This is a genomic window from Mesorhizobium sp. M0317 (genome assembly GCF_040321555.1).
Classification (GTDB): domain Bacteria; phylum Pseudomonadota; class Alphaproteobacteria; order Rhizobiales; family Rhizobiaceae; genus Mesorhizobium.
Window position 1 is genome coordinate 85,626 of record NZ_JAMYRV010000007.1, and the last position, 24,298, is coordinate 109,923.

The 24,298-nt window shown below is 63.7% G+C and carries 21 protein-coding genes; 14 read left to right on the plus strand and 7 right to left on the minus strand.

Translation table 11 applies throughout. The features are described from left to right. Genes NKI88_RS08440 through NKI88_RS08460 form a run of 5 tightly spaced genes read right to left on the minus strand, consistent with a single transcriptional unit; the run spans position 1 to position 4,826 of the window. A complete protein-coding gene (locus tag NKI88_RS08440) occupies positions 1-894 on the minus strand; it encodes an ROK family protein (RefSeq protein WP_352654601.1) in 894 nt (297 codons plus the stop codon). Beyond that, positions 891-1,694 (minus strand): alpha/beta fold hydrolase, encoded by an 804-nt coding sequence (locus tag NKI88_RS08445; protein ID WP_352654603.1) that lies wholly within the window; start codon positions 1,692-1,694, stop codon positions 891-893. Before NKI88_RS08445 ends, NKI88_RS08440 begins: the two co-directional genes overlap by 4 nt. Further along, the gene (locus NKI88_RS08450; RefSeq protein WP_352654605.1) at positions 1,691-2,527 is read right to left on the minus strand and encodes a sugar phosphate isomerase/epimerase family protein; all 837 of its coding nucleotides are present in this window, start codon (positions 2,525-2,527) and stop codon (positions 1,691-1,693) included. The genes NKI88_RS08445 and NKI88_RS08450 overlap by 4 nt, the downstream gene beginning before the upstream one ends. Then, positions 2,527-3,606 (minus strand): Gfo/Idh/MocA family protein, encoded by a 1,080-nt coding sequence (locus NKI88_RS08455; protein ID WP_023822107.1) that lies wholly within the window; start codon positions 3,604-3,606, stop codon positions 2,527-2,529. The genes NKI88_RS08450 and NKI88_RS08455 overlap by 1 nt, the downstream gene beginning before the upstream one ends. Positions 3,607-3,620: 14 nt before the next feature. Next, positions 3,621-4,826: an ROK family transcriptional regulator gene (locus NKI88_RS08460; protein WP_245260637.1), complete on the minus strand. Its 1,206-nt coding sequence runs from the start codon at positions 4,824-4,826 to the stop codon at positions 3,621-3,623. 169 nt (positions 4,827-4,995) lie between these two features. Here NKI88_RS08460 and NKI88_RS08465 point away from each other — a divergent pair, with 169 nt between their 5' ends. The 3 genes from NKI88_RS08465 to NKI88_RS08475 all read left to right on the plus strand — a co-directional run bounded on the left by NKI88_RS08465 (position 4,996) and on the right by NKI88_RS08475 (position 7,900). Beyond that, on the plus strand, positions 4,996-5,739 hold the full coding sequence (locus NKI88_RS08465; protein ID WP_352654608.1) for an ATP-binding cassette domain-containing protein: 744 nt from the start codon (positions 4,996-4,998) through the stop codon (positions 5,737-5,739). A 52-nt stretch (positions 5,740-5,791) separates the two neighbouring features. Continuing rightward, positions 5,792-6,772: an ABC transporter permease gene (locus NKI88_RS08470; protein WP_352654668.1), complete on the plus strand. Its 981-nt coding sequence runs from the start codon at positions 5,792-5,794 to the stop codon at positions 6,770-6,772. 117 nt (positions 6,773-6,889) lie between these two features. After that, positions 6,890-7,900: a sugar-binding protein gene (locus NKI88_RS08475; RefSeq protein ID WP_023822109.1), complete on the plus strand. Its 1,011-nt coding sequence runs from the start codon at positions 6,890-6,892 to the stop codon at positions 7,898-7,900. Between the two features lie 84 nt (positions 7,901-7,984). Here the strand turns inward: NKI88_RS08475 and NKI88_RS08480 are convergent, their stop codons facing one another. After that, complete coding sequence (locus NKI88_RS08480; protein ID WP_352535480.1) at positions 7,985-9,787, minus strand: dipeptide ABC transporter ATP-binding protein; 1,803 nt, start codon at positions 9,785-9,787, stop codon at positions 7,985-7,987. Between the two features lie 191 nt (positions 9,788-9,978). On the opposite strand from NKI88_RS08480, the gene NKI88_RS08485 reads away from it, so the two are divergent. The 8 genes from NKI88_RS08485 (at position 9,979) to NKI88_RS08520 (ending at position 18,472) form a co-directional block, all read left to right on the plus strand. After that, positions 9,979-11,337, plus strand: a complete 1,359-nt coding sequence (locus NKI88_RS08485) for an LLM class flavin-dependent oxidoreductase (RefSeq protein ID WP_352654611.1) — start codon at positions 9,979-9,981, stop codon at positions 11,335-11,337. Positions 11,338-11,352: 15 nt separating this feature from the next. Then, positions 11,353-12,129: a DUF427 domain-containing protein gene (locus NKI88_RS08490; protein WP_352654613.1), complete on the plus strand. Its 777-nt coding sequence runs from the start codon at positions 11,353-11,355 to the stop codon at positions 12,127-12,129. A gap of 36 nt (positions 12,130-12,165) precedes the next feature. After that, positions 12,166-13,809, plus strand: coding sequence for an ABC transporter substrate-binding protein (locus NKI88_RS08495; protein ID WP_352654615.1), 1,644 nt, complete (start codon positions 12,166-12,168; stop codon positions 13,807-13,809). A 37-nt stretch (positions 13,810-13,846) separates the two neighbouring features. Next, positions 13,847-14,806 carry an ABC transporter permease gene (locus NKI88_RS08500; RefSeq protein ID WP_352654617.1) on the plus strand — a complete coding sequence of 320 codons (960 nt, stop codon included), beginning with the start codon at positions 13,847-13,849 and terminating at the stop codon, positions 14,804-14,806. After that, positions 14,803-15,684, plus strand: coding sequence for an ABC transporter permease (locus NKI88_RS08505; RefSeq protein ID WP_023707792.1), 882 nt, complete (start codon positions 14,803-14,805; stop codon positions 15,682-15,684). Before NKI88_RS08500 ends, NKI88_RS08505 begins: the two co-directional genes overlap by 4 nt. A gap of 100 nt (positions 15,685-15,784) precedes the next feature. After that, positions 15,785-16,270, plus strand: a complete 486-nt coding sequence (locus NKI88_RS08510) for a hypothetical protein (protein WP_027049258.1) — start codon at positions 15,785-15,787, stop codon at positions 16,268-16,270. 165 nt (positions 16,271-16,435) lie between these two features. Further along, complete coding sequence (locus NKI88_RS08515) at positions 16,436-17,875, plus strand: aldehyde dehydrogenase family protein (protein ID WP_023823835.1); 1,440 nt, start codon at positions 16,436-16,438, stop codon at positions 17,873-17,875. A 15-nt stretch (positions 17,876-17,890) separates the two neighbouring features. Next, on the plus strand, positions 17,891-18,472 hold the full coding sequence (locus tag NKI88_RS08520) for a DUF1349 domain-containing protein (RefSeq protein ID WP_023823834.1): 582 nt from the start codon (positions 17,891-17,893) through the stop codon (positions 18,470-18,472). 19 nt (positions 18,473-18,491) lie between these two features. Here NKI88_RS08520 and NKI88_RS08525 read toward each other — a convergent pair whose 3' ends face one another. After that, a complete protein-coding gene (locus NKI88_RS08525) occupies positions 18,492-19,274 on the minus strand; it encodes a helix-turn-helix transcriptional regulator (protein WP_352654620.1) in 783 nt (260 codons plus the stop codon). A 110-nt stretch (positions 19,275-19,384) separates the two neighbouring features. Between NKI88_RS08525 and NKI88_RS08530 the strand changes: the two genes are divergently transcribed. Genes NKI88_RS08530 through NKI88_RS08540 form a run of 3 tightly spaced genes read left to right on the plus strand, consistent with a single transcriptional unit; the run spans position 19,385 to position 24,243 of the window. After that, positions 19,385-21,544 (plus strand): hydantoinase/oxoprolinase family protein, encoded by a 2,160-nt coding sequence (locus tag NKI88_RS08530; protein WP_023823832.1) that lies wholly within the window; start codon positions 19,385-19,387, stop codon positions 21,542-21,544. 12 nt (positions 21,545-21,556) lie between these two features. Next, the gene (locus NKI88_RS08535; protein ID WP_352654623.1) at positions 21,557-23,761 is read left to right on the plus strand and encodes a hydantoinase B/oxoprolinase family protein; all 2,205 of its coding nucleotides are present in this window, start codon (positions 21,557-21,559) and stop codon (positions 23,759-23,761) included. Next, positions 23,758-24,243: an acetone carboxylase subunit gamma gene (locus NKI88_RS08540; protein WP_023703583.1), complete on the plus strand. Its 486-nt coding sequence runs from the start codon at positions 23,758-23,760 to the stop codon at positions 24,241-24,243. The genes NKI88_RS08535 and NKI88_RS08540 overlap by 4 nt, the downstream gene beginning before the upstream one ends. The last annotated feature ends 55 nt before the right edge of the window (positions 24,244-24,298 follow it).

Sequence of the window (24,298 nt, forward strand, 5' to 3'; positions counted from 1 at the left end):
TCACACCGCGCCGAGCAGCACCGCGCCATGGATCGCCGCTTGCCAGCCCAGGGCCGCCCAGCGTATGTCCAGAGGCTCTACAACAAGCGAATGCGGCAGGCTGTCCGCGATGCGCTGCTTGAGCGCCTGGCGGGGATAGGACTTCATGTCGACAATGCCGCCACCGATCAGGATCGTCTGCGGGGAAAACAAAGCGGCTGCCGTTGCGATGGTCACCGCCTGCTGCCAGACGATCTCATCGAGCCATTCGCGCAGCGACGGCGGCTGCCCGGTCGCCGAAAACAGCTCGGCAACCGGGATATCGTAGTCCGCGGCAAGGTCGACAAGCGTTGCCCCTGAGGCGTAGGTCTCGACGCGGTTTGGCGGTCCGCTTTCGTCAGGCCGGTAGATCGGCATATGGCCGATTTCCAGCGCCCAGCCGCCGCCCCTGAAAATGCCGTCCTTGCCGAGATAGGCCGCACCGATGCCGGTGCCGAGATAGACCGCCAGCACTTCCTTTTGCCGCTTCACTGCGCCGGCGACGCTTTCACCGAGCAATTGCAGCACGACGTCGCGTTCGAGCCGCACGGGAACGCGGAGCCGCGATGCCAGTTCCGTACCCAGCCGGATGCCGTTCAGCTCGCGAATGTTGGCCGTGTGCAGCACCGTGTCGAAGTCGCGGTCGATGAACCCAGGCACCGTCGCAACGACCCGTGCAGGTTTGAGCCCGGCATCGCGGCAGGCTGCGGTGACCGCATCGGCCAACGCCGCCACAGGCGCGCCCTTGCGCAGTTGCGCGGTCGGGTAGGTGCGGGCAAAATCCACCGGGATGCCGTGGTCGGCAAAGCCAACCTTGACCGACGTGCCGCCGATCTCGACCACGGCGATCGTGTCGTCCATCGTTTGATGCGTCATGCGAGCGGTTCCAGGAATTCCGAAAGACAGGCGCGGAATTCCAGCCGGTAGGCGGCGCGATCCTGCGATTTGGCTGTGATGGTGCAAAGCCGGGCCGACGGAATGAGTCCGGCCAGCGTCTGTGCGTCGTCCAGTCGATGGACGAGGTCATGGTCATGGCCGATGACCAGGGTCGGAACTGCAATGGCGCGGATGTCGGCATCGCTCACGCCAGGGCCATCGCCCGCGATCGCCACAAGCAGCCTGCCGAAGCGAACCGAATCCGGGCGATTGAAGAAGCCTTGCAGGCTGGCGAGATTGTCCGGCGCCAGCCTGGCCAGTTCGCCGGCAACAGCGCTGTCATCGAACAGACGCCTGGCGTCTTGGGGCGAATGCCGCATCAAGAGATCGCCGACGACGGCATAGGGCTTCATATTTTCCGGAGCCGCCTGGGCTACCCAGGCGGGCCGCGCGAGCACCAGCGCGCGCACGCGGGCCGGCTTATGCACCGCCAGGCGCAGTGCCAGTGCGGCCCCCATCGAGATGCCGCCGACGACGGCCGAGCCGATGCTGAGAGCGTCGGCCAGCGCTTCGACGTCTTCGGCAAACGTCGCAACCGAAAGCCGCTCGACCGGCCCGTAGCAGGATCCGCCCTGGCCCCGGCATTCTAGCGTCACGCGCCGGGTCACCGGCAGATCGGGAAACACGTCGGCGACCTGCGCCTCATCGCCGCCCAGCCCATGCTGAAAGATGACGGGAAGCCCGGCGCCGACGTCCCGGTAGGCAAGATCGACGCCATCGCGGCTGAAGGTCTCTTTCACGCGCGCTCGCTCTCTTCCAGTACGGTGCGCAGAAAGGCGCCGACACCTGGCGCCTCGGCCTCTGTCAGGCCATGTGTGATCAAGGGGCCGTCGAACCCGGCAGCCTTCAGGCGGCCGATGAAATGCGGGAAGTCGACCACGCCCTTTCCGGCTGCGGCAAAACTGCCATCGGCATGGCGGTCCTTGGCATGGGCCATGCCGATCTCGGCGGCCAGCAGATCGATGGCTTCGTCGATGAGGCGATGACGCTCCGCGCTGTCGGCCACTTCGAACAGATTGGCCGGATCGAGCACGATGCGCAGCCGCGTGCTGTTCATTTCGTCCAGCAGGCGGCGTGCGGCCCGGGCGCTGGAGAGGACATTGGCCAGTTCCGGTTCGATGCCAAGCTCGATGTCGAAGCGCTCGGCAATCGCGATCGCCGCTTCCATCTCCGTCCGCAGATCGCTCCATGCCGCCTCGCTTGCATTGTCGGGATGCCAGCGCCACTGATCCTGCGCATCCCTTGTGCCGGTGCACAGCGTAATCAGACGGGTGCCCATATCGGCGCATGACGCGGCCAGTACCTCAAGCCGGGCGAGTCCCTGGATGCGAACCGTGCGATCCGGGTGGATCATGTTGTAGGTTCCCGAAACCGCCGCGATCGAAACGCCGGCCTCGCCGCTCGCCTCAGCGACGGACCGGGCCGCGCCGAGCTCAATGCTGTCCGGCATCGACGGCAGTCCAAGGCACGCCATGTTGAACTGCGCCGCCGTGTAGCCGCCGTCCGCGACCGCGCGCAGCACCGGCAAGGCGCCGGTGGTGGCGAAGGTCTTGGCGAAAATCCCAAGCTGCATCACACGACCCCGTCGACATCGGCCAGACGGACGGCGCGGCCGCCGGCAGCGGCCGAGCGGGCGATGGCCGCCATGCCCCTGACCGAGGCGATGCCGTCCTCGATGCCGGCGCCGATCATCGGCGCGCCATTTAGCACGACATCGGCAAAGCCTTCGAGCTGCCGGCGATAGAAGTGGCCATCCGCGCCAAGCGTCCGGTGCCAACTGCCATCGGCCTCGCGGAAAATGTCGACCTCGCTGCTCTTGTAGTACCAGGGGTTATAGGTCTTCGCGAGAACGCTGCCGTTCTCGCCGTAGATCTGGAACCCTTCGTGCCAGTCCATGCGCACGGCGACCGTCAGGTCGAGATGGCCGATCGTGCCGTCGGCGAAGATGGTGGTGATGAACCAGCAATAGGCGCCATAGCGCTCGGTGAGCCGGGCCTCCACCGCCTCGATCGACCTGTGCAGATGGCGCGCCGTATCAAGGAGATGGCTGCCATGCGCCAGCATGTAGTATTGGCGCAGATCCGCCTTGGGATTGACGGCAGGCTTGCGCGCCTTGGCGCTGGTGATGATCAGCGGTTGCACTGCATCGGTCATCGGGTAGCGGTGGGTGCTGTCGCAGTACCAGCCTTTGAACGCCAGCCGCTCGCCCATTTCGTCGTCGACGAAAGCCTTTGCCGCCTGGATGCCGGGATCGAAGCGCTTCATATGGCCGACCTGAAGCACCTTGCCGCTCTTGTCGAGCGTGGCCCGCAAGCCTTCGACCTCCTCGACCGAAACGCCCAGCGGCTTTTCGCAAAGCACATGCTTGCCGGCATCGAGCGCCAGTTCCGCGGCCTTGACGTGAAAAATGTCCGATGTCGCGATGATGACGGCATCGAGATCGGGATCGGCCAGCATCAGGCCGTAGTCGGCATAGGATTTTTCAGGCTCGTAGGTCGCGGCCATCCTGTCGCGCAGATCGTCGGCGACATCGCAAATGGCATAGAGATCGGCATTGCGTGCCTTGGTGCAGGATTCGAAATGCGCCGCCTGGGCAATCGGACCGCAGCCGAGCACGCCGACACGCAGCCGCTTTTCGTCTTTGCGAGGCATTGAATCTCTCCTGATTAGCGCGCGGCGAGGCCGCGAAGTTGAAATTGCGGATCGCCCGACAAAGCTGCCTGATGCAGCAGACAGGCAGCGCCCAATGCCGGACCGTCGGCCCCGACGCGCGACAGTTCGACCGTGGGAACGGGGTAACCTTCAGCCAGGAAGTCCAGCAAGAAAGCTTCCACCTGCTCGGCGACAAAGGGATAGACCGCATTGACCGAGCCGGAGAGGATGATGCGCTCCGGCTGCAAGGTGCAGGCAAGTGTCGCCAGGCCGCGGCCGAACCAGAGCGCCCAGTCGCGCGCGGTGGCAACGGCTGCCGGATCGCCGCCGGCCAGCGCTGCGACAAACTCATCCACGCCGGCGCGCAGTCCGCTTATGTGCAAATAGCGAGCCAGTAAAGCATCCTTGCCGACATAGGATTCCAGTCGGCCCGGGCGCTTCGCGTCGAAGACAAAACCTTCGTCGCCGATGCGCAGATGCCCGATTTCCCCGGCGCCGCCGAGCCGGCCGCGATGCAGCCTGCCGGCATTGATGATGCCGCCGCCAACGCCGTTCTCGATCAGGATGACCAGAGCATCCTCATGGTCCTTGCCCGGCTGCGCCCGGTATGTCTCGGCCACCGCCACGGCATTGGCATCGTTTTCCAAGAGGATCGGAAAGTCCGCGCCAAAGGCAGTGCGCAAAAGCTCCGCCAGATTGACCCCGTGCCAGCCAAGGATGGTGGCATGGTATGAAATCCCGTCGGCGGCGGGGAAGCCGGGCACGGCGACATTGAGCCCGTAGGGGCGCGTGCCCGCAGGCAATTGTGAGCGGATCTCGGCGACGAGTTCCCCGATGATGTCGACCGCGGCTTCGGGCGTGCTACCGGGGCCGGCAAATGCCCTAGAGGCGCTCGCACGCCGCGCGCCGGCAAGGTCGACAGCCACGGCTGCGATCCAGTTGACGCCGATATAAGCGCCAAGGAAGAAGCCGCCATTGCCGTCGATCTCGACAAGGATACCGGGACGGCCGACCCGACCCTCGCTATCCTGCTCGTCGTCCGTTCCATCCGACCGCTCGCGCGCCAGACCGGCTTCGGTCAGCCCCAGCACCAGGGCGCCGGTGGTCGACCGGGTCAGGCCGAGATCGCGTGCGAGCGCCGCTCGGCTCAACGCGCCGACACGAAACAGCGCCGCAAGTGCCCGCGTTTCGTTCGGCCGAAGATCGGTCGACACCAGCACGTCGTTCTCCACAATTTGTTTGATTATCATACTAATAGAATTTCTAGGCGGTTTGAAAGGCCCAAGGTTGGGTGCATTGCAACAAATATTCAGCATCCGCAGGCCCATTGACCCAAGTTTCAAACGATGATTTGTATCAGAAACTTACAAATTGGCATGGGAGGATGCGATGCCGGTTCTAGCGCGTCTCGAACACATCGTGAAGGATTTCGGTGCCGTCCGCGCGCTGGACAATGTCTCGCTCGACATCAACGAGGGCGAGGTTCTCGGCCTGATGGGCGACAATGGCGCCGGCAAATCGACGCTGGTCAAAACCATCGCCGGAAATTTCCAGCCGACATCAGGCACCTATGTCCTGGAAGGCAAGCCGGTGCTGTTATCGGGGCCTGCGGATGCACGCAGGCATGGCATCGAGGTCGTTTATCAAGACCTGGCGATTTGCGACAATCTGACGGCTTCGGCCAATGTCTTCCTCGGCCGCGAGATCATGAAGCAGGTTGGGCCGCTGAAAGTGCTCGACCACAAGAGCATGAACATGCGCTCGGGCGAGATCTTCCGCGAGTTGAAGTCGGAGACGCGGCCCGCCGATCTCGTCGTGCGCATGTCGGGCGGCCAGCGGCAGGCGGTGGCCATCGCCCGAACCCGGCTGGCCAAATCCAAGATCGTGCTGATGGACGAGCCGACGGCGGCGATCAGCGTCAGGCAGGTCGCCGAAGTGCTGGCCCTGATCCGCCGCATGAAGGACCAGGGCCTCTCGGTCATCCTGATCAGCCATCGCATGCCTGACGTGTTCGAGGTCTGCGACCGGGTCGTGGTGATGCGCCGCGGCCGCAAGGTCGCCGACAAGCCGATCGCGCAATCCAGCCCCGAGGAAGTGACCGGCCTGATCACCGGCGCCATCCAGACCGCCTGAAACAGCCCCGCCACGGAGCCATGCCATGAGCGCCCCCGACGACCATCCCGGAATGGAGATCGACCTTCTGAAAGGGTCGAGCCGCACGCTGTTGAACCGCGTGCTTCTGGCGCAGGAAACCTGGGTCGCGCTTGCCATCCTGGTGCTCGGCCTCGTCGTGTCGATGATCGCGCCGAAATTCGCCACCCCTGGCAATCTGCTCAACATCTTCCAGAATGGCTGCTTCATCGGCATCATGGCCATCGGCATGACGCCGGTGATCATCAGCGGCGGCATCGATATCTCGGTCGGTTCGATCCTGGGCATGTGCGGCGTCACGCTGGGCATCGTGCTCAACGCCGACATGCCACTGGTCGTCGGCATCGCGGCGACGCTGGCGATGGGCGTGCTGTGCGGCACCGTCAACGGAACGATCATCGCCTACGTCAAGCTGCCGCCGTTCATCGTCACCCTGGCGACGCTGTCGATCGGCCGCAGCCTGGCACTGGTGCTGACCAATAACCAGGTGTTCTACGAATTCGGCCGGGCAAGCGAGGCGATCGTCGCGCTCGGCGGCGGCTACACATTCGGCCTGCCCAATGTGGTCTATGCGCTGATCATCGGCGTGATCGTCCTGCATTTCCTGCTGACCATGTCGCGCTGGGGCCGCTATCTCTTCGCCATTGGCGGCAACGAGCCGGCCGCGCGGCTGTCGGGCATTCCCGTCGATCTGATCAAGATCTCGGCCTACGCGTTCAGCGGCTTCATGGTTGCGGTGACGGCAATCTTCCTCGTCGGCTGGCTCGGCGCAGTGACCAACTCGATCGGCACCGGCTACGAGTTGCAGGTCATCGCTTCGACCGTGATCGGCGGCGCTTCGCTGACCGGCGGCTTCGGTTCGGCACTTGGCGCCGGCATCGGCGCCATTCTCGTCGAAACCATTCGCAACGCGCTGCTTCTGGCAGGCGTCAACCCGTTCTGGCAGGGCACGTTTGTGGGGTGCTTCATCCTTGCAGCCGTCCTCCTGGAAAGAATCCGCTCTGTGCGACGCTAAGAGCATGATCCTGAACCGAAGGTCAGCGACCGCAAAAGTAGAAACCGGTTTTCGGAAAAGATCATGCTCCAACAGAAACCGAGCGGACACGTCACGGCGAACCAAATGGAGGAAACAATGTCGCTGTCGAAAACGCTAGGAACTACGCTTTCCCTCGCCTGCCTTGTAATCGGCATGACGGCCGTCCAGGCCAATGCCGAAGAGCGCGAATTCGCGCTCGTCTTCAAGGTTCTCAACAACGCCTTCAGCCCGCCGATCCAAGCCGGTTGCGAAGCCGCCGCCAAGAAGCTCGGCGACGTCAAATGCACCTATATCGGGCCGACCGAATATGACGAGGCCAAGGAAGTGCAGCTCGCGCAGGACATGGTCACGCGTGGCGTCGCTGGCCTTGGCATTTCGGCCGGCAATCCGAAAGCCATGGCCCGCATCATGAAGATGGCCAAGGAAAAGGGCATTCCGGTCGTCACCTATGACACCGACGTGCTGCCGGAAGATGCCGGCCTGCGCTCGACCTACATCGGCACCGACAATTACGAGTTCGGCGTGGCGCTGGCGCAGAAGGTGCTCGCCCACAAGAAGGACGGCACCGTGTGCATCCAGTCCGGCGCACCGGCTTCCGAGAACCTCAAGGCGCGCGTGCAAGGCATTCGCGATACGCTGGCCGGCGTCACCAAGGACAAGGGCATCGAGACGCTGACCGGCCAGAACGGCTGGACCGAGCCGGCGGGCTGCCCGGTCTACAACAATGACGACATCACGCTTGCCGCCCAGCAGGTGCGCGACGTCATGACCAACAATCCCGATCTCAGCGCCTTCGTTGCAGTCGGCGGTTGGGCGCAATACGCGCCGGAAGCCTACAAGCAGGCGATGACACCGCTGAAGGCGCGCCTCGACAGCAAGGATCTGGTGGTCGTGTTCGGCGACAATTTCGGTCCGCAACTGCCGCTGCTCGCCGCCGGCCTCAGCCACTACAATATCGGCCAGCGCCCCTATGACATGGGCTTCGAGACCATCATGGCGCTGGACAAACTGAGCAAGGGCGGCACGGTCGAACCGTTCATCAAGACCGGCACCGAGATCTGCACGCCGCAAGACGCTCTGACGACCTGCGGCAAGGTCGCCAACTGATCAGGCCTCCCAAGCCTGTCCTCCGGCCGCATCGGCCGGGGGACATCTCCTCGAAGGCAGGCTTGTCAGTTGCCCGCTTCGCAGTCAGAGACTGCTTGCGTCTCTCCAGCAGGCGATCAGATGACCGTCGCCGGCCCGCCTGACGGGTGGTTGCGCCTTTCGGCAATCGGGCAGCGCGACAGGACAGCGGGCGGCAAAGGAGCATCCGGAGGTCTCGGCATCGTGTGCCGCGACGTCGAGCTGAGCCGGAGCCTTCGGCGCCGTCTCATCCGAGGAGGCGGCCAGAAGCAGCTTCGTGTAGGGGTGGTTGGGGCCACGGAAAATCTGCTCGGATGAGCCGGTCTCGACCAGCCGGCCGCGATAAAGCACGCCGATCCTGTCGGCCATATAGCGCACCACCCTGAGGTCGTGGCTGATGAACAGATAGGTGGTGTCCTTGTCGCGCTGCAGGTCGTTGAGCAAATTGAGCACGGTCGCCTGCACGGAAACGTCGAGCGCAGAGGTTGGCTCGTCCAGCACCACGAGCTTCGGCACGCCGGCAAAGGCGCGCGCAATCGCCGCACGTTGTCGCTGGCCACCAGACAGCGATCTCGGCTTCTGGTCGACGGTCGTAGCGGCAAGACGAACCGAGGCCAGGAGATCGGCGACACGCTGCTTCACCTCGCTGCGGCCGAAGCCGGCGAGCCGCCGCAGCGGACGGCCGAGGATCCTGCCGATCCGCTGGCGCGGATTGAGCGTGCGGTCGGGTGACTGGAACACCATCTGCACGTCGCGCCGTTCGCTCAGGCTTCTTTTCTCGACGCGCGGCGCGACAGTGCTGCCGAACAGCTCGACCGACCCAGCGTCCGGCGTCTGCAGGCCGGTCACGATCCTTGCCAATGTCGACTTGCCGGAGCCGGATTCGCCGATCAGCCCGAACGTCTCGCCCTGGGCTATCTCCAGGTCGATATCGTGCAGGACGGCCTGGGAGCCGAAGGCGTGGCTGATGCCTTTGCAGGCGACGGCGATCGGACGTGCGGCTTCCGGTTGATCGCTGCGGACAGGCTTCGACGGGCCGGTTGTGTGCATCTCGGCCAGCCTGCCATCGCGCTTGGTGAAGTTGAGCGCCGGGATCGAGGCGATCAGCGCCTTGGTGTACGCGTGAACAGGGTTCTCGAAGACATCGTTGGCGATGCCGCTTTCGACCACCGTCCCCGACTGCATCACGGCCACCCGATCGCAGGCCCGGCGGACCATGTTGATGTCATGGCTGATCAGCAGAACGCTGGTTTGGTGATCGCGGCGCAAGTCCTGCAGGATGGCGACGATCTCGGACTGGACGCTGGCGTCAAGCGCCGTCGTCGGCTCGTCCAGCACCAGCAGCGACGGGTCGAGCGCAATGGCAATCGCGATGTTGGCGCGCTGCTGCATGCCGCCCGACAATTCGTGCGGATAGAGATCGAGCACCCGCTCCGGATTGCTCACCCTGACGCGGCCGAGCAGCTCGGCGGCGCGGGTGCGTGCTTCGTCCTGCCGAACCGGGCGATGCCGCATGATCGTCTCGGTGATCTGCCGGCCGATCGTCATGGCCGGATTGAGCGCCGCACCCGGATGCTGGTAGACGGCCGCGATGCGATCGCCCCTTAGCCGGCGCAGCTGTTCGCCGGAGAGATTGCGGATCTCGCGGCCCTGGAACTCGAGCGCCGACGCGGCGATCCGGGCGTTGCGCGGCAGATAGCGCAGAATAGCGAGTGCCACCGAGCTTTTGCCCGAGCCGGACTCGCCGACAAGGCCGAGCGCTTCGCCTTCGCCGATGGTGAGCGACACGCCGTTGACGGCCGGATGCGATCCCCGGCGTTCATCATAGGCGACGGTGAGCTGCTCGACGTTCAGAACCGATGACGACATGTCTTGCTGAAACCACTTTCTTTCGGCGCGGTCTTCGAGGGCAATCGCTTCCGCTTTCGCGCCGCACAATCTCTATAAAATTACTCGAATTAAGCTGGAGCGCAATCTACCTTTCACCGCTCAGGAGAGATTGTCGCAGCCGGTCGAGGCATCGCGACGGTCGCCTGAAGCAGTTCTGCAAGGAGACCGGCATGGCACGCGACCACATGATCCTCAGCGCGTTTTTCTTCAATCCGCAGGGCGATCATCGCATGTCGTGGCGCCATCCGCGCGCGCCGGGACGCGAAGTGCTCGACTTCGGCTTCTATCGCGATCTAGTGCAGGCGGCGGAGCGCGCCAGGATCGATACGATCTTTGTCGCCGACCATGTCGCGATCTGGGATTCCGTACAGAGCGGCGTCGCCCACTACGCCAACGCCCGCCTGGAACCGCTGACGCTGTTGTCGGCGCTTGCCGGCGTGACCAGGCATATCGGCCTCATCACCACCGCCTCGAGCTCCTACAGCGAGCCCTACAATGTCGCCCGCATGTTTGCCTCGCTCGACCATATCAGCAAGGGCAGGGCGTCGTGGAATGTCGTGACGTCGGCCATGGACGAGGAGGCCCGCAATTTCGGCCGCGACGGCAATATCGAGCACGCCTTTCGGTATGAGCGCGCTACCGAATTCCTCGATATCGTCAAGGCGCTGTGGGACAGCTGGGAAGACGAGGCGCTACTGATCGACAAGGCATCGGGCTATTTCGCCGATCCCGACAAGGTCCATGCGATCAACCACAAGGGCCCGCACTTCAAGGTGCGCGGACCGCTCAATGTCTCGCGCCCGCCGCAGGGCCATCCGCTGATCGTCCAGGCCGGCTCGTCCGAAGACGGCAAGAATTTCGCTACCGCGCATGCCGATGCGCACTTTGCCATCTACAGCACCAAGGAAGACGGCATCAAATATAGGCAGGACATCAACGAGCGCCTCGCCCGTTACGGCCGCAAGCCCGAGAGCTTCAAGATCCTGCCGGGCATCCTGCCGATCGTCGCAGCTTCCGAAGCGGAGGGACGCGAGCGGCAGGAGTATCTGCAGAGCTTGCTTCCCGATCGGGTCGGCATCGACCTTCTCTCGAGCTGGAGCGGCGTCGATCTCTCCGTATATCCGCCGGACGGCCCGCTGCCGCCGCTGCCGGACGAGAGTACCTTCAATGGCGGCCGCACCTCGCTCAATCGAGTCAAGGAATGGTCGAAGCAGAACCTCACTCTGCGCGAGATCGCTCGCAAGCTCGCCAACAGCGGTTCGGGGCCCCCCGGCGGCGCCACACCGAACCAGATCGCCGATCAGCTGCAGGACTGGTTCGAGGCAGGTGCCGCCGACGGCTTCAACCTGATGTTCCCGCTGCTGCCGGAGGATTGGGTGAATTTTGCCGAGCAGGTCGTGCCGGAACTGCAGCGCCGCGGCGTATTCCCCACCGAATATGCGCCGGGGACGCTGCGGGACCGTTTCGGCCTGGCGCGGCCGGCCAACCGCTTCACCGAACAGCGCGACAATGTGCGCGCCGTATCCTGACTTGGAGCAATTGGTATGACCGCAGCGCCAAAACTCCAGCCCCGCGAAGCCACGGCTCCGCAACTCATCAATGTTCTGCACAGCCCCAAGCGCATTCGGGTCAAATTCGCCGGCCGCACCATCGCCGACAGCCGCAACGTCCTGGTGCTGCGCTCCAACCATTTCCTGCCGATCTATTTCTTCCCGGCATCCTCGGTGGACCGCTCGCTCTTGAAGCCGTCCGAGCATCGCCAGCCGCATCCAGTCGGCGGCGAAACCACCTATTGGGACCTGGAGACGGGATCGAAAGCTTCTCCCAATGCGGCCTGGTCGTTTGTCGCGCCGCCGGATGAAAGCCTGTCGCCACTGGCCGGCCGCATCGCCTTCACCTGGAAAGCGGTCGACCAATGGTTCGAGGAGGAGGAAGAAGTCTTCGTCCACGCCCGCGACCCATACGCCCGCATCGACGCTCTGCAGAGTTCAAGCCATGTCCAGATCTGGTTCGACGGCGAAGTGATCGCCGACAGCCATCGCCCGGTGCTGCTGTTCGAAACGCATCTGCCGACGCGTTTCTATTTGCATCCGGACGATGTCAGGCTCGACCGTCTGGTCGACTCGGAGAGCACGACGCGCTGTCCCTACAAGGGCATTGCCTCTTACTGGTCGGGCCTGCGCGCCGACGGCTCGGTAAGCCCCGATGTCGCTTGGAGCTATCGCGATCCCATTGCCGAAATGCCCAAGATCAGGGGCCTCATCGCCTTCTACCCGCAAGCCGTCGACCGCATCCATCTCGACGGCGAACCAGTCGCTTAAAGGCATTCAACAGTCATTTCAGACAGGGGTTTCAAAATGACCAAACGCAACGACATCGATACGCTTCGCAATCTTTCCGGCGACATCTGGAACGTCGCCGTCGATGAGCACCAGGCCGGCTTCCTCAAGCGCCGCGATCTCCTGAAATACGCAGCCTTGATCGGCCTCACCGGCTTTGCCGCCTCGCAGGGGCTTGTTGGTTTTGGCACGGCGCGCGCTGCCGGCGCCGGCGGCACGGTCCGCGTTGGGCTCGGACAGCCGACCAAGGCGATCGATCCCGTCTCCATCACCGATCCGGCCAGCATCGGCGTCATCAGCCAGGTCGGCGAATATCTCATCCTCGACGATCCCAAGGACGGTCTGCAGCCCAAGCTCGCTCTGTCGTGGGAGGCCGACGAGACCGCCAGCCGCTGGACCTTCAAATTGCGGCCGGGCGTAAAATTCCACGACGGCCGCACCGTCACCGCCAAGGATGTGGTGGCGAGCTTCGAGCGGCTGGTCGATCCGGCCAGCGGTTCGTCCGCTTTGTCGGCCTATAAGGGCATCCTGTCCAAGGGCGGCGCCAAGGTCGTCGACGACCAGACAGTCGCCTTCGATCTCGACGGGCCCAACAGCAACTTCCCCTTCTATGTCTCGTCCGACGTCTACAATGCCGTCATCCTGCCGGCCGACTATGCCGGCGATTTCGAGAAGAATTTCAACGGCACCGGCCCGTTCAAGCTCGAATCCTTCCGCCCCAAGCAGGGCGCCAGCTTCGTGCGCAACCCTGACTATTGGGGCGACAAGGCGCTGCCCGACCGCGTCGAAATCAAGTTCTTCGACGACGAGCAGGCGCAGGTGCTGGCGCTGCAGGCCGGCCAGCTCGACGTCATCCCGAGCACGACCCGGCTGGAATTGGCGATCGAGGGCAATCCCAACTTCAAGCTGCTCAGCGTGCAGGCAAGTTCGCATGACGAGGTGCATCTGAGGACCGACCAGGCGCCGTTCACCGACAAGCGCATCCGCCGCGCCTTGGCGCTCACCATCGACCGCGAGGCGGTGGTCAAGGGCTTGCTCAAGGGCCGCGCCATCATCGGCAACGACACCCCGTTCGCGCCGATCTTCCCCTCGGCCGATCCGTCGGTACCGCAGCGCAAGCAGGACATCGCCGAGGCCAAGCGCCTGCTTGGCGAGGCCGGCGTGCCGAACGGCTTCCCGGTGACGCTGACCACCGAGCGCGCCTATGACATTCCCGATTATGCCGTGCTGATCCAGAATTTTGCCAAGAAGGCCGGCATCGACATCAAGCTCAACGTGCTGCCGCAGGACGCCTATTATGGCTCGGCGAAGTTCGGCTCGTCGCCATGGCTCGATTCCAATCTCGGCATTACCGATTTTGGCCATCGCGGCACGCCCGACATCTTCCTCAACGCGACGCTGAAGAGTTCGGGCGCCTGGAACGCCGCGCATTTCAACAACCCGGCCTATGACGGGCTGCTGCTCGAATACGGCAAGGCCCGCGACCTTCAGGCGCAACGCCTTGCCGCGGGCAAGATCCAGACCCTGCTGCTGGACGAGACCCCGCTGATCATCAGCTACTTCTCGCAATACAGCCGCATCGTCTCGTCGAAGGTCGAGGGCGTCCGCTTCACGGCAATCTCGCATCTGCTGCTCGATCGCGTGACGTTCGCCCAGGCATGATTGCGAGACGTCCAGCCACTCCGGGCACCGGAATCCGATGCTGACCGGCCGCACTGTGTCGGTGCGGGCAGCCTCGCTTCTGCTCACGCTGTGGCTGGTCAGCATGCTGGTGTTCTTCGCCGGGCAGGTTCTGCCCGGCGATGTCGCCCGCCTCATGCTCGGGCCGTTCGCCGGTGCCGAGGCCGTCGCGGCGCTGAACAGGCAGCTCGGCGCCGACCAGCCGGTGCTCGTGCAATACTGGCACTGGTTCAGCAGCGTGCTGTCAGGCGACTTCGGCACCTCCCTGTCGCTGCGTCTGCCGGTGGCGCCCTTCGTTCTGGAAAGCTTCAAGCGCTCGGCGGCCCTTGCCGGAATTATCCTCGTCTTTCTGCTGCCGCTGGGCATCGGCGCCGGCATCGTCGCCGGTCTCAACCAGGGCCGCTTTATCGACCGCCTGATCGTACTCGCCGGCGTGTCCTTAGGCATCGTCCCGGACTTCGTCTCCGGCCTGCTGTTGCTCATCGTCTTCGGCCTGTGGCTGAACTGGTTCCCGATCACCGGCGCTGCTCCCGATGGCGCCGGGCTGTGGGTCAGTGGCTATTATCTGATCCTGCCGGCGCTGCCGCTGGTGCTGAACCTTGCCGGCTACATCACCCGCATGACGCGGGCCGGCGTGATCGAGGCGCTGGCCGCCGACTATACGCGCACCGCCGTCCTGAAAGGCCTCGAGCGTCGCGAAATCCTCATCCGGCACGTGCTGCGCAATGCGCTGACGCCGACCATCGCCGTGCTCGCGACGCAGACCGGTTACATGCTTGGCGGGCTGGTGGTCATCGAAGCGCTGTTCGGCATACAGGGTCTCGGCAATCTGGTGCTCAACGCCGCCAAGTCGCGTGACTTCCCGATGCTCGAAGCCGGCGTGCTGGTCATGGCGACCATCTTCGTGCTGTCGGCCGCGGCAGGCGATCTCGTGAATGCCTTGCTCGATCCGCGGCAGCGCCGCCGTGTGTCGCCATGATGGAACTGATGGAATTGCCGGAGCGCCGTACGCTGGGCTGGCGGGCAGCAAGTCGCATCCGCGAGACTGTTTCGCAGCTGCCGCCCTCGGTGATCGTTGGATCGCTGATCCTGCTGTTCTGGGTCGGCTGCGCCGTGTTAGGCAGCCTGTTTGTGCCCTACGATCCCTATGCCGAGGATTTCCTCGTCATGCTGGCGCCGCCTGATGCCGCGCACTGGTTCGGCACCGACCAACTTGGCCGCGACGTGCTGTCGCGCATCGTCGTCGGCTCGCGTGACATCCTGCTGGTCGCGCCGGCAGCAACACTGCTCGGCGTTGCCGCCGGCAGTGTGCTTGGCCTCGTGCTCGGTTATTTCGACGGGCTGATCGACGCTATCGGCGCCAGGCTGCTCGACACGCTGATGGCCTTTCCCTTCATCGTCCTCGTCACCATGGCGCTGGTCGCGCTTGGGCCATCGAACCTCACCGTCATCCTTGTGATCGGCATCGCCTATGCCCCGCTGGTGGCACGGACGGTGCGTGCCGCCGTGCGCGAGCAGCGCGAACGCGACTATGTCAGCGCCGCTCGTCTCGGCGGCGAGAGCGCTCTTTCCATCATGTTCCTCGAGATCCTGCCTAATGTCAGGGAAACCATCCTCATCGAGCTGGTCACAAGGCTTGGCTACGCCTTCTTTTCAATCGCCACGCTGAGCTTCCTCGGCCTCGGCATCCAGCCGCCTTCAGCCGACTGGGGGCTGGCGGTCGCCGACGGCTACGGCTTCCTGACCGGCGGCAAATGGTGGGTGGTGATATTCAACTCGGCGGCCATCGTTTCGCTTGTCATGGCAACCAATCTGATCGCGCAAGGCATGGGCGCCTTCGAAAACAGCGACCGATGAAGAGCGGAACGCTCAGCAAAGCTGACGCGCAATCGCGGACCGTGCGCTAAAATCGTTCCTCGTGATTCGGCTCTGACAGGGCCTCAAAGCAAGGAACGGCATGAGCAAGGCCCTCATTACATTCGCATTGGTCGCGGTGCTCACCGCATTGCTCATGGCGCTCAGCCTGGCGGTGGCCAGGCACGGCTATCCCTATGGCGCGATCGGCGTGCGGCGGCTGGACGGTATTGCCGATGCCGGCTCGTTCCTGCCGCTCGCCGCCGTCTACTTCTTCAGCGCTATGCTGATGATGATCCTGCCGATCCGGGCCGCCGGCATCGTCTTGACCCATGCGGCGGATGCGCTGTTCTGGGCGGTGATTGCCCTGTTCGCCACAATTGTCGGCTGTCTCGTCGCGCGCTGGGCTTTTGGCCAGAGCAGCGTGCTGTGGGCGCTGCTGAACTGGCGCTTCCTGTTCGCCGCGGCCATCGTCGGCTGCCATTTCACCATGAACGAGCTGCGCCGCAACATCCTGCTCAGGAGCTTGTTCTTCGTCATCTTCGCCGCGGCGACGCTGGCTTGCCTGTTCTGGACTTTTCCGACCTGACAGGGCCGCTTTATATTGTCCATCTTGAGGTCGCGGCTTTCATAGCCGCGCGCCATCGGCTATCCAGTCCGCAGCTAGATTTCAGCCCTCACAGTGTCGTCATTTGTCTGATAAATGATTCAGGCATACGGCACCCCCAGCGAACCAATACAAGGAAACCGCGACATGAGCCTGTTTCGTAAAAATCTGATCGATGGCGAGTGGGTGGGCGAGACCGGCTCGCGCAACATCAATCCCTCGAACACGGGCGATGTCGTTGGCGAATATGCCTCGGCCGGCGCCGAACAGGCAAAGCAGGCCATAGCGGCGGCCAAAGCCGCCTTCCCGGCCTGGTCGCGCTCCGCGCCGCTGGTGCGCCACGCCGTGCTGAAAAAGGCGTCGGACGAGATCATGGCGCGCAAGGACGAGATCGGCCGCGCGCTGTCGCGCGAAGAGGGTAAGACGCTGGCCGAGGGCATTGGCGAGACCATCCGCGCCGCCCAGATCTTCGACTTCTTCGCCGGCGAGACGCTGCGCCTGTCGGGTGAATTGGTGCCCAGCGTGCGCCCGGGCGTCGGCGTCGAGATCACCCGCGAAGCCGTTGGTGTGGTCGGCATCATCACGCCGTGGAATTTCCCGATCGCCATTCCCACCTGGAAGATCGCGCCGGCGCTCGCCCACGGCAACACCATCGTCTTCAAGCCAGCCGAACTCGTTCCCGAAAGCGCCTGGACCATCGTCGACATCTTGCACCGCGCCGGCCTGCCGAAAGGCGTGCTCAATTTGGTCATGGGCAAGGGCTCGGTGGTCGGCCAGGCCATGCTCGACAGCCCCGACCTCAACGCCATCACCTTCACCGGCTCGGTCGGCACCGGCAAACGCGTGGCCGCGGCAAGCGTCGAGCACATGCGCAAGTTCCAGCTCGAAATGGGCGGCAAGAATCCGATGGTCGTGCTCGACGACGCCGACCTCGCCACGGCGGTCGAATGCGCCATCAACGGCGCCTATTTCTCGACCGGCCAGCGTTGCACGGCCTCTTCTCGCCTGGTGGTGACCGAGGGCATTCACGACCGCTTCGTCGCCGCGCTCAAGGAGCGCCTGGAAAAGCTCGTCATCGGCGATGCGCTCGACACCAAGACCCAGATAGGACCGGTCGTCGATGCGAGCCAGCTCAAGCAGGACGAGGACTACATCGCCATCGGCAGCAAGGAAGGCGCCAACCTCGCTTTCGGCGGCGAGCGGCTCGATCGCGAAACGCCCGGCTTCTACCTCAGGCCGGCACTGTTCACCGAGAGCACCAACGCCATGCGCATTTCGCGCGAAGAAATCTTCGGGCCGGTCGCCAATGTCATCCGTGTCAAGGATTATGACGAGGCGCTGGCGGTTGCCAACGACACGCCCTTCGGCCTGACGTCCGGCATCTGCACCTCGAGCCTCAAGCATGCCACGCATTTCCGGCGCAACTCCGAAGCCGGCATGGTGATGGTCAATCTGCCGACGGCGGGCGTCGACTTCCACGTCCCGTTCGGCGGCCGCAAGGGCTCGAGCTACGGCCCACGCGAGCAGGGCCGCTATGCCGCGGAATTCTACACCACGGTGAAGACAGCCTACACATTTGCCGGCTGATCGACGGGTGACCCGATGACAGCGGCGAAAAAGGAACTGACCTGGCTCAACCCGCCGCCGCATCATGCCTTCGGCGATGGCATCGTGCATGTGCGCACCGGCAGGGAAACCGACTTCTGGCGCGAAACCTTCTACGGTTTCTGGCGTGACAATGGCCATTTCCTGTATCGGCCGGTCGAGGGTGACTTCAGCGCCGAAGTCACCGTCAAGGGCGACTACAAGGTGCTCTACGACCAGGCCGGGCTGATGCTGCGGCTGAGCGAAACGCACTGGATCAAGGCAGGCATCGAATACACCGACGGGCTGGCGCACTTTTCCGTCGTCGTCACCAGCGACACCTCGGACTGGTCGCTGCTTAGCATCCCCACCGGCCCCGACGGCGTCCGCATCCGCCTGACCCGCCACGCGGAGGCGATCCGCATCCAGTATCTGGACTCCACGGATAGCCATTGGAAGCCGGTGCGGCTGGCCTATTTCCCGATCTCGAAATCCGTCGATGTCGGAATGATGTGCTGCTCGCCACAGCGCGAAGGGTTTGAGGTAACATTCTCCGGCTTTACTGTCGGCCCGCCGATTTCCAGGCAATTGCACGACTGACGACGATATCGATGGCGGACTAACCGTCTGCCCGATGCTGGAAGAACTGCAAAAACAGCTCCCGTTCGGTGGTGATGTCGAGCTTCTCGTAGATGCGGCGGCGGTGGTTCTTCACCGTGCCGACGGCGATGCCGAGCCGTTCCGCGATGTTGGCGGTCGGATGTCCCGCCAGGATCAACTGCACCAATTCCCGCTCGCGCAGCGACAGCTCCGGCCACAGGCTCGCCGGGATGGTCGGCTCCTGCCGGGGCGAGGCGCCGGGGCCGGTCGGCGCCGATGTGCGGGAGAACTCGGTGCCGCGCGCCTTGATGTCGAGCGCATGCAAGGCCTCGAACACCGGCAGCCGCTCGTCCAGCAGGGCGATCTCGCTCTCCTTGAAGGTGGAGGTCGAGCGGTCGAGGAAGATGCCGAGGCACCAGTCGCCGCCATCGGCCAGCATGATGCCGACCTCATCGCAGATTTCCGACTGCGCCAGGAAACCGGCTATGTACTGGCCGCGCTTGGCCTCGTCATCGGCGAGCCGTTTCAGCGGCAGGATGCCCAGCCGTCGCTCGCGCCGCCACGAGGCATAGAACGGGTCGAAGACGTAGTAATTGTCGAGATAGCGCCGCACCATCTCATCCGAAAAGCGCCGGTGCTTGACAAACTCCGGTGTCTGCGTCGCCGAATATCGGGTCACGGTGACGAGATCGTGCTCGATATCGGCGCCGATCAGGTCGATCAGGCAGTCGACATGCCTGTCCGTGCCGGTGGCGGCAATCGCCCTGGCCAGCGGCGCCCAGATGTTGCTGCCCATGCGCATGCCCTTTTCTCGGCGATCCCGGTCCGGCGGTCATTGTGTCTTTTGGCATATGGCGCAAGGCCGCCCAAGGAATCTAGCTTGAGCCATCCTACAGCAATCCTGAGGCGACCGTGACCCAACCCAACCTCACCAGCCCCATCGTCGGCAATCCAATCGTCATCGGCATCGACGCCGGCGGCACCATGACCGACACGATCCTTGTCGACCAGGACGGCCACTTCAAGATCGGCAAGTCGGCAACCACGCCGAAGAACGAGGCCGAAGGCTTCCTCGCATCGGCCGAAGACGCGGCCGACGCCTGGGGCATCTCGCTGGAGCAGCTGTTCTCCGGCGTCAACGTCGTGCTCTATTCCGGCACCGGCATGCTCAACACACTGTTGTCGCGCACCGGGCGCCGGCTTGGCCTGATCACCACCAAGGGTCTGGAAGACATGATCCTGATGGGTCGCGGCCTGCAGGCCTGGGCCGACTATTCCTATGCCGACCGGCTGCATGCGGTGACCCACCATCATCCCGATCCGCTGGTGCCGCGCCGTCGCACCCATGGCGTCACCGAGCGCATCGACCAGTTCGGCGACATCGTGCTGCCGCTATACGAGCATGAAGTCGCGATTGCGGCCAGGAAGCTGATTGCCGACAAGGTCGAGGCGATCTGCATCATGACCATCTTCTCGCACGTCAATCCGGTGCACGAAAAGCGCATCGCCGAGATATGCCGCGAGGAGGTGCTGAAAGCCGGCGCCGACATCCTCATCTACACCAGCCACGAGGTCCGCCCGGTCATCCGCGAACAGTCGCGGCTGAACTCGGTGCTGATCGAAGCCTACGCGACGTCGCGCGGCCGCAAGCAGCTTAGGGGTATCGAGGACGTTTCGAAAAAATACGGCTTCAAATACGGCGTGCAGACGCTGCTGTCCTTTGGCGGCCTGACCTCAATCAACCATCCGCGCCTGCACGAAACCATGATTTCCGGCCCGATCGGCGGTATTCTCGGCGCGGCCTATGTCGGCAAGCTCATCGGCAACGACTCCCTGATCTGCTCGGACATGGGCGGCACCTCCTTCGACATGGGCGTCATTTCGCGCGGCCAGACGCGGATCGAGAACGAGCCGCTGATGGACCGTTTCAAGCTCAACGTGCCGACGCTGCATCTCGACACGATCGGCGCCGGCGCCGGCATGATCCTCAAGGTCGACCCGCTGACCAAGAAAGTCTCGCTCGGGCCGGAAAGTGCCGGTTCCGACCCCGGCCCCATCTGCTTCGCCAAGGGCGGCACTGAACCCACCATCGCCGATTGCGACGCCATACTAGGCCGCCTCAACCCGTATTATTTCCTCGGCGGCAAGGTCGTCTTGCAGGTCGAGAAGGCGCGCAAAGCGTTTGAGGAAAAATGCTCCAGCATCCTTGGCGTCGGTGTCGAGGAGGCTGCCGAAGGCATGATCGACATGCTGGAAGCCGATGCCAACAACGCGCTGCGCCGGGTCATCTCCGGCCAGGGCATCCATCCCTCGGAATTCACGCTGCTGTCCTATGGCGGCTCGGGTCCGCTGCATCTGGCCGGCTGCTGCAGGGGCATCGGCTTCAAGGACATCATCACCTTCCAGTTTGCCGCCGCCTTCTCGGCCTTCGGCTGCACCACCGCCGATTTCATGCGTCGGCATTCGGTCTCGACGCAGCACGACATCGGCGCCCGCGCAAGCGATGACGAGCTGCTCGCTTTCGGCAAGAAGGTCACCGACGTCTGGAATGATCTCACCAAGGCGGCGGTCGAGGAGATGATCAGCGACGGCCATATCAGAGACAAGATCAAGACCGTGCCGTTCCTGATGATGCGCTACACCGGCCAGCTCGAGGATGTCGAGGTCATGGCACCGCTTGCCGAGGTCAATTCGGCTGACGACATGCGTAGGGTCATCGACGAGTTCGAGGCGGTCTACGCCAAGGTCAACCATCGCGTTTCGCGCTATGGCGAAGCCGGCTTCACCATCACCGAGCTCGGATTGATCGCCACCGCCGACAAGGTCAAGCCGGTGCTCTTGAAGCGCCCGCTCGGCAAGTCGGCCCCGGCAGCAGCGCACAAGGGCGTGCGCGAGGCCTATATCGGGGGACGCTGGCACAAGGCCAATCTCTACGAGATGGACCTACTGCAGCCCGGCCATGAGGTGATCGGTCCGGCCATCATCGAACATCCCGCCACCACGCTCGTTGTTCATCCGCAGGACCGTGTCCACGTCGATGAGTGGACGCTGCTGCATTACACCCATTCTTGAAAGGGCACCGCCATGTTGGACGGACCTGCCTCGGCCCTGCGCCTTCGCGAACGGCTGCTCGATTCAGAACGGCTGATGGAAGAGACCGGCTGCTATGACGGCATCACCGAGCTCACGCTACGCAACCAGGACCCGCTGAAATTCGAGACGCTGCACACCAAGCTGCGCGCCTATTGCGTCTCGGCCCGCGAAATGGCCCGCCGCATCTCGGCCTCGCCCGGCGTGCGCGAAGTCGGCGAAATGGTGGTGGCGATCTATACGCCCGAGGGCGATGCGATCGCGCTGTCCAACGGCATCATGGTCCACGTCCACACGATGAGCCGCTTCATCAAATGGATGATCAAGAACAATTACGAGGAAAACCCGAAGATCCGCGAAGGCGACATCTTTGCCAACAACGATGCCTTCATCGGCACCGTGCAGGTGCCCGACGTCATGGACGTGGTGCCGATCTTCCATGAAGGCACGCTGGTCGGCTGGGCCGGTGCGGTCTGCCACGAGCTCGAAGCCGGCGGCATCACGCCCGGCGGCGACGTCTGCCTGGCGCAGGAGCGCTTCACCGAAGGCCTGTTCGTCTGCGCCGAAAAGATCGGCGAGAATGACGAGATCCGCCGCGACTACGTCATCCGCTGCGAGCGCAATCTACGCATGCCGATCTACTGGGTGCTCGACGAGAAGGCCAAGGTCGCCTCCTGCATCGACATGCGCGAAAGCGTCAAGCAGCTGATCTCCGAGATCGGCCTCGACTACTGGATGAAGGTGTCGAAGGAGTTCATCGAGGAGGGCCGTCGCGCCCAGCTCGCCCGCACCCGCCAGCTCACCGTGCCCGGCATCTATCGCGGCCACACCTTCTACGGCCATGTCACGGCGGGCAAGCCCGGCTTCCAGCTGCTTGGCGATCCCGACTGGCTCTACAACATCCCGATCGAGATGGAGATCACCACCGACGGCAAGATCACCATGGACTTCGAGGGCACGCAGCCCTGGGGCTACCATTCGATGAACTGCACGCCGGCCGGCATGGATGGCGGCATGTTCGTCACCTTGACCCAGCACATGAATTTCGAGGGCCTGGTCAATGACGGCGCCTGGATGGCGACCGAGCTGAAGCTGCCGCACGGCACCTGGACCAACCCCGACAATGAGATGGTGGCGACCGCCACATCCTGGGCGCTGCTGCTGCCGGCCTATGGCGTGTTCCAGCGCCTTTTGTCGCGCGGCTTCGTCGCGCGCGGCTTCGTCGAGGAAGCCTTCGTTGGCCAGGTCAACAGCCCGATGATCGAGATGGGCGGCGAAAGCCAGTACGGTACGCCGTTCGGCATGGCGCATTTCGAATGCGCCGCCGCCGGCTCCGGCGCGCTCGCCATCGCCGATGGCCTCGACACCGCCTATGTCGGCTGGAATCCGGAATCCGACATGGGCAACATCGAGGTCTGGGAACAATCGATGCCGTTGGTCTATATCGGCCGCTCGATCGTCCCCAATTCAGGGGGCGCCGGCAAATATCGCGGCGGCTGTTCCTTCGTCTCGACCTGGCTGATCAACAAGACCTCGCACCTGCGACTGCACACCTCGGAACACTCCTCGCGGGTATTCGACAATGGCGGCATGTGTGGCGGCTATCCCGCGCCGACCTGCCAGAAGCATCGCGCGGTACGCAATTCCAACATCCATGAACTGGCGGCAAAAGGCGAACCGCTCGCGCATGCCCCAGGTATCGATCCGCATGTCTCCGACTACGAGAAGAACATCGGCGGCGACCATGCCGTGGTCGAAGGCCCCTACATCACCTCGCCGCACAAGTCGGGGGACATCTTCAGCCATTCCTACAATGGTGGCGGCGGTTACGGCGACGTGCTGGAGCGCGATCCGGTCAAGACCGCCTGGGATGTCGAGAACGGTTTTCTCACCCGCCAGGCGGCGGTCCAGATTTTCGGCATCGTGCTGAAGGACGACGCCGAGGGTTATCCGGTTGCCGATATCGACGCCACCGTCGAACGTCGTGCCGCCATGCGCAAGGAGCGTCTGGCCAAGGCGATCCCGGTTTCGGACTGGATCGCTGCCGAACGCGGCCGTGTCGAGAAGGCCGACTTCGCGCCCGAGGTGAAGAAAATGTATGCCAGCGCGATCAAGCTATCGTCGCGCTTCACCAGGGATTTCAGCGATTTCTGGACCGTCGACGCCAGATCGATCTTCATGCCGGGAGCAAAGCCATGACCTCATACAGCAAGGAAGTCCTCGGCGATCTCTCAGCCGGCAAGCTGCCCTGGCCGCAGACAAAGCGCATCATGAGCGCCTACAAGGACGACGACCGCTTCTTCAAGATGCTCGCCGTCTATCAGGACCGTGTCGCATGGAAGGACCCGATCCTTCTGCCGGTCTCGGATCACCTGTTCATCTGCCAGAGCGGCGACGAGCGCATCACCCGTTGCGAATGCGGCCACTCCTTCGGCGACTATCGCAAGAACTGGAAGCTCAAGGCCGCGATCAACGTGCGCAACACCGAGGAGGCGCTGCGCGAGATCTATCCCAATAGCGATATCCCCGATCCGCAATGGATGGAAATCCGCGAATTCATCTGCCCGCAATGCGGCACCATGCATGAGGTCGAGGCGGCGGCTCCCGGCTACCCCATCGTGCACGACTTCGAACCCGATCTCGAAGGCTTCTATCGCGAGTGGCTGGGCAAACTGCTTTAGCGACGTGGTGACCAGCGCTGCAGGCAAGGTAGCGCTCGTCACCGGGCTGGGTCTA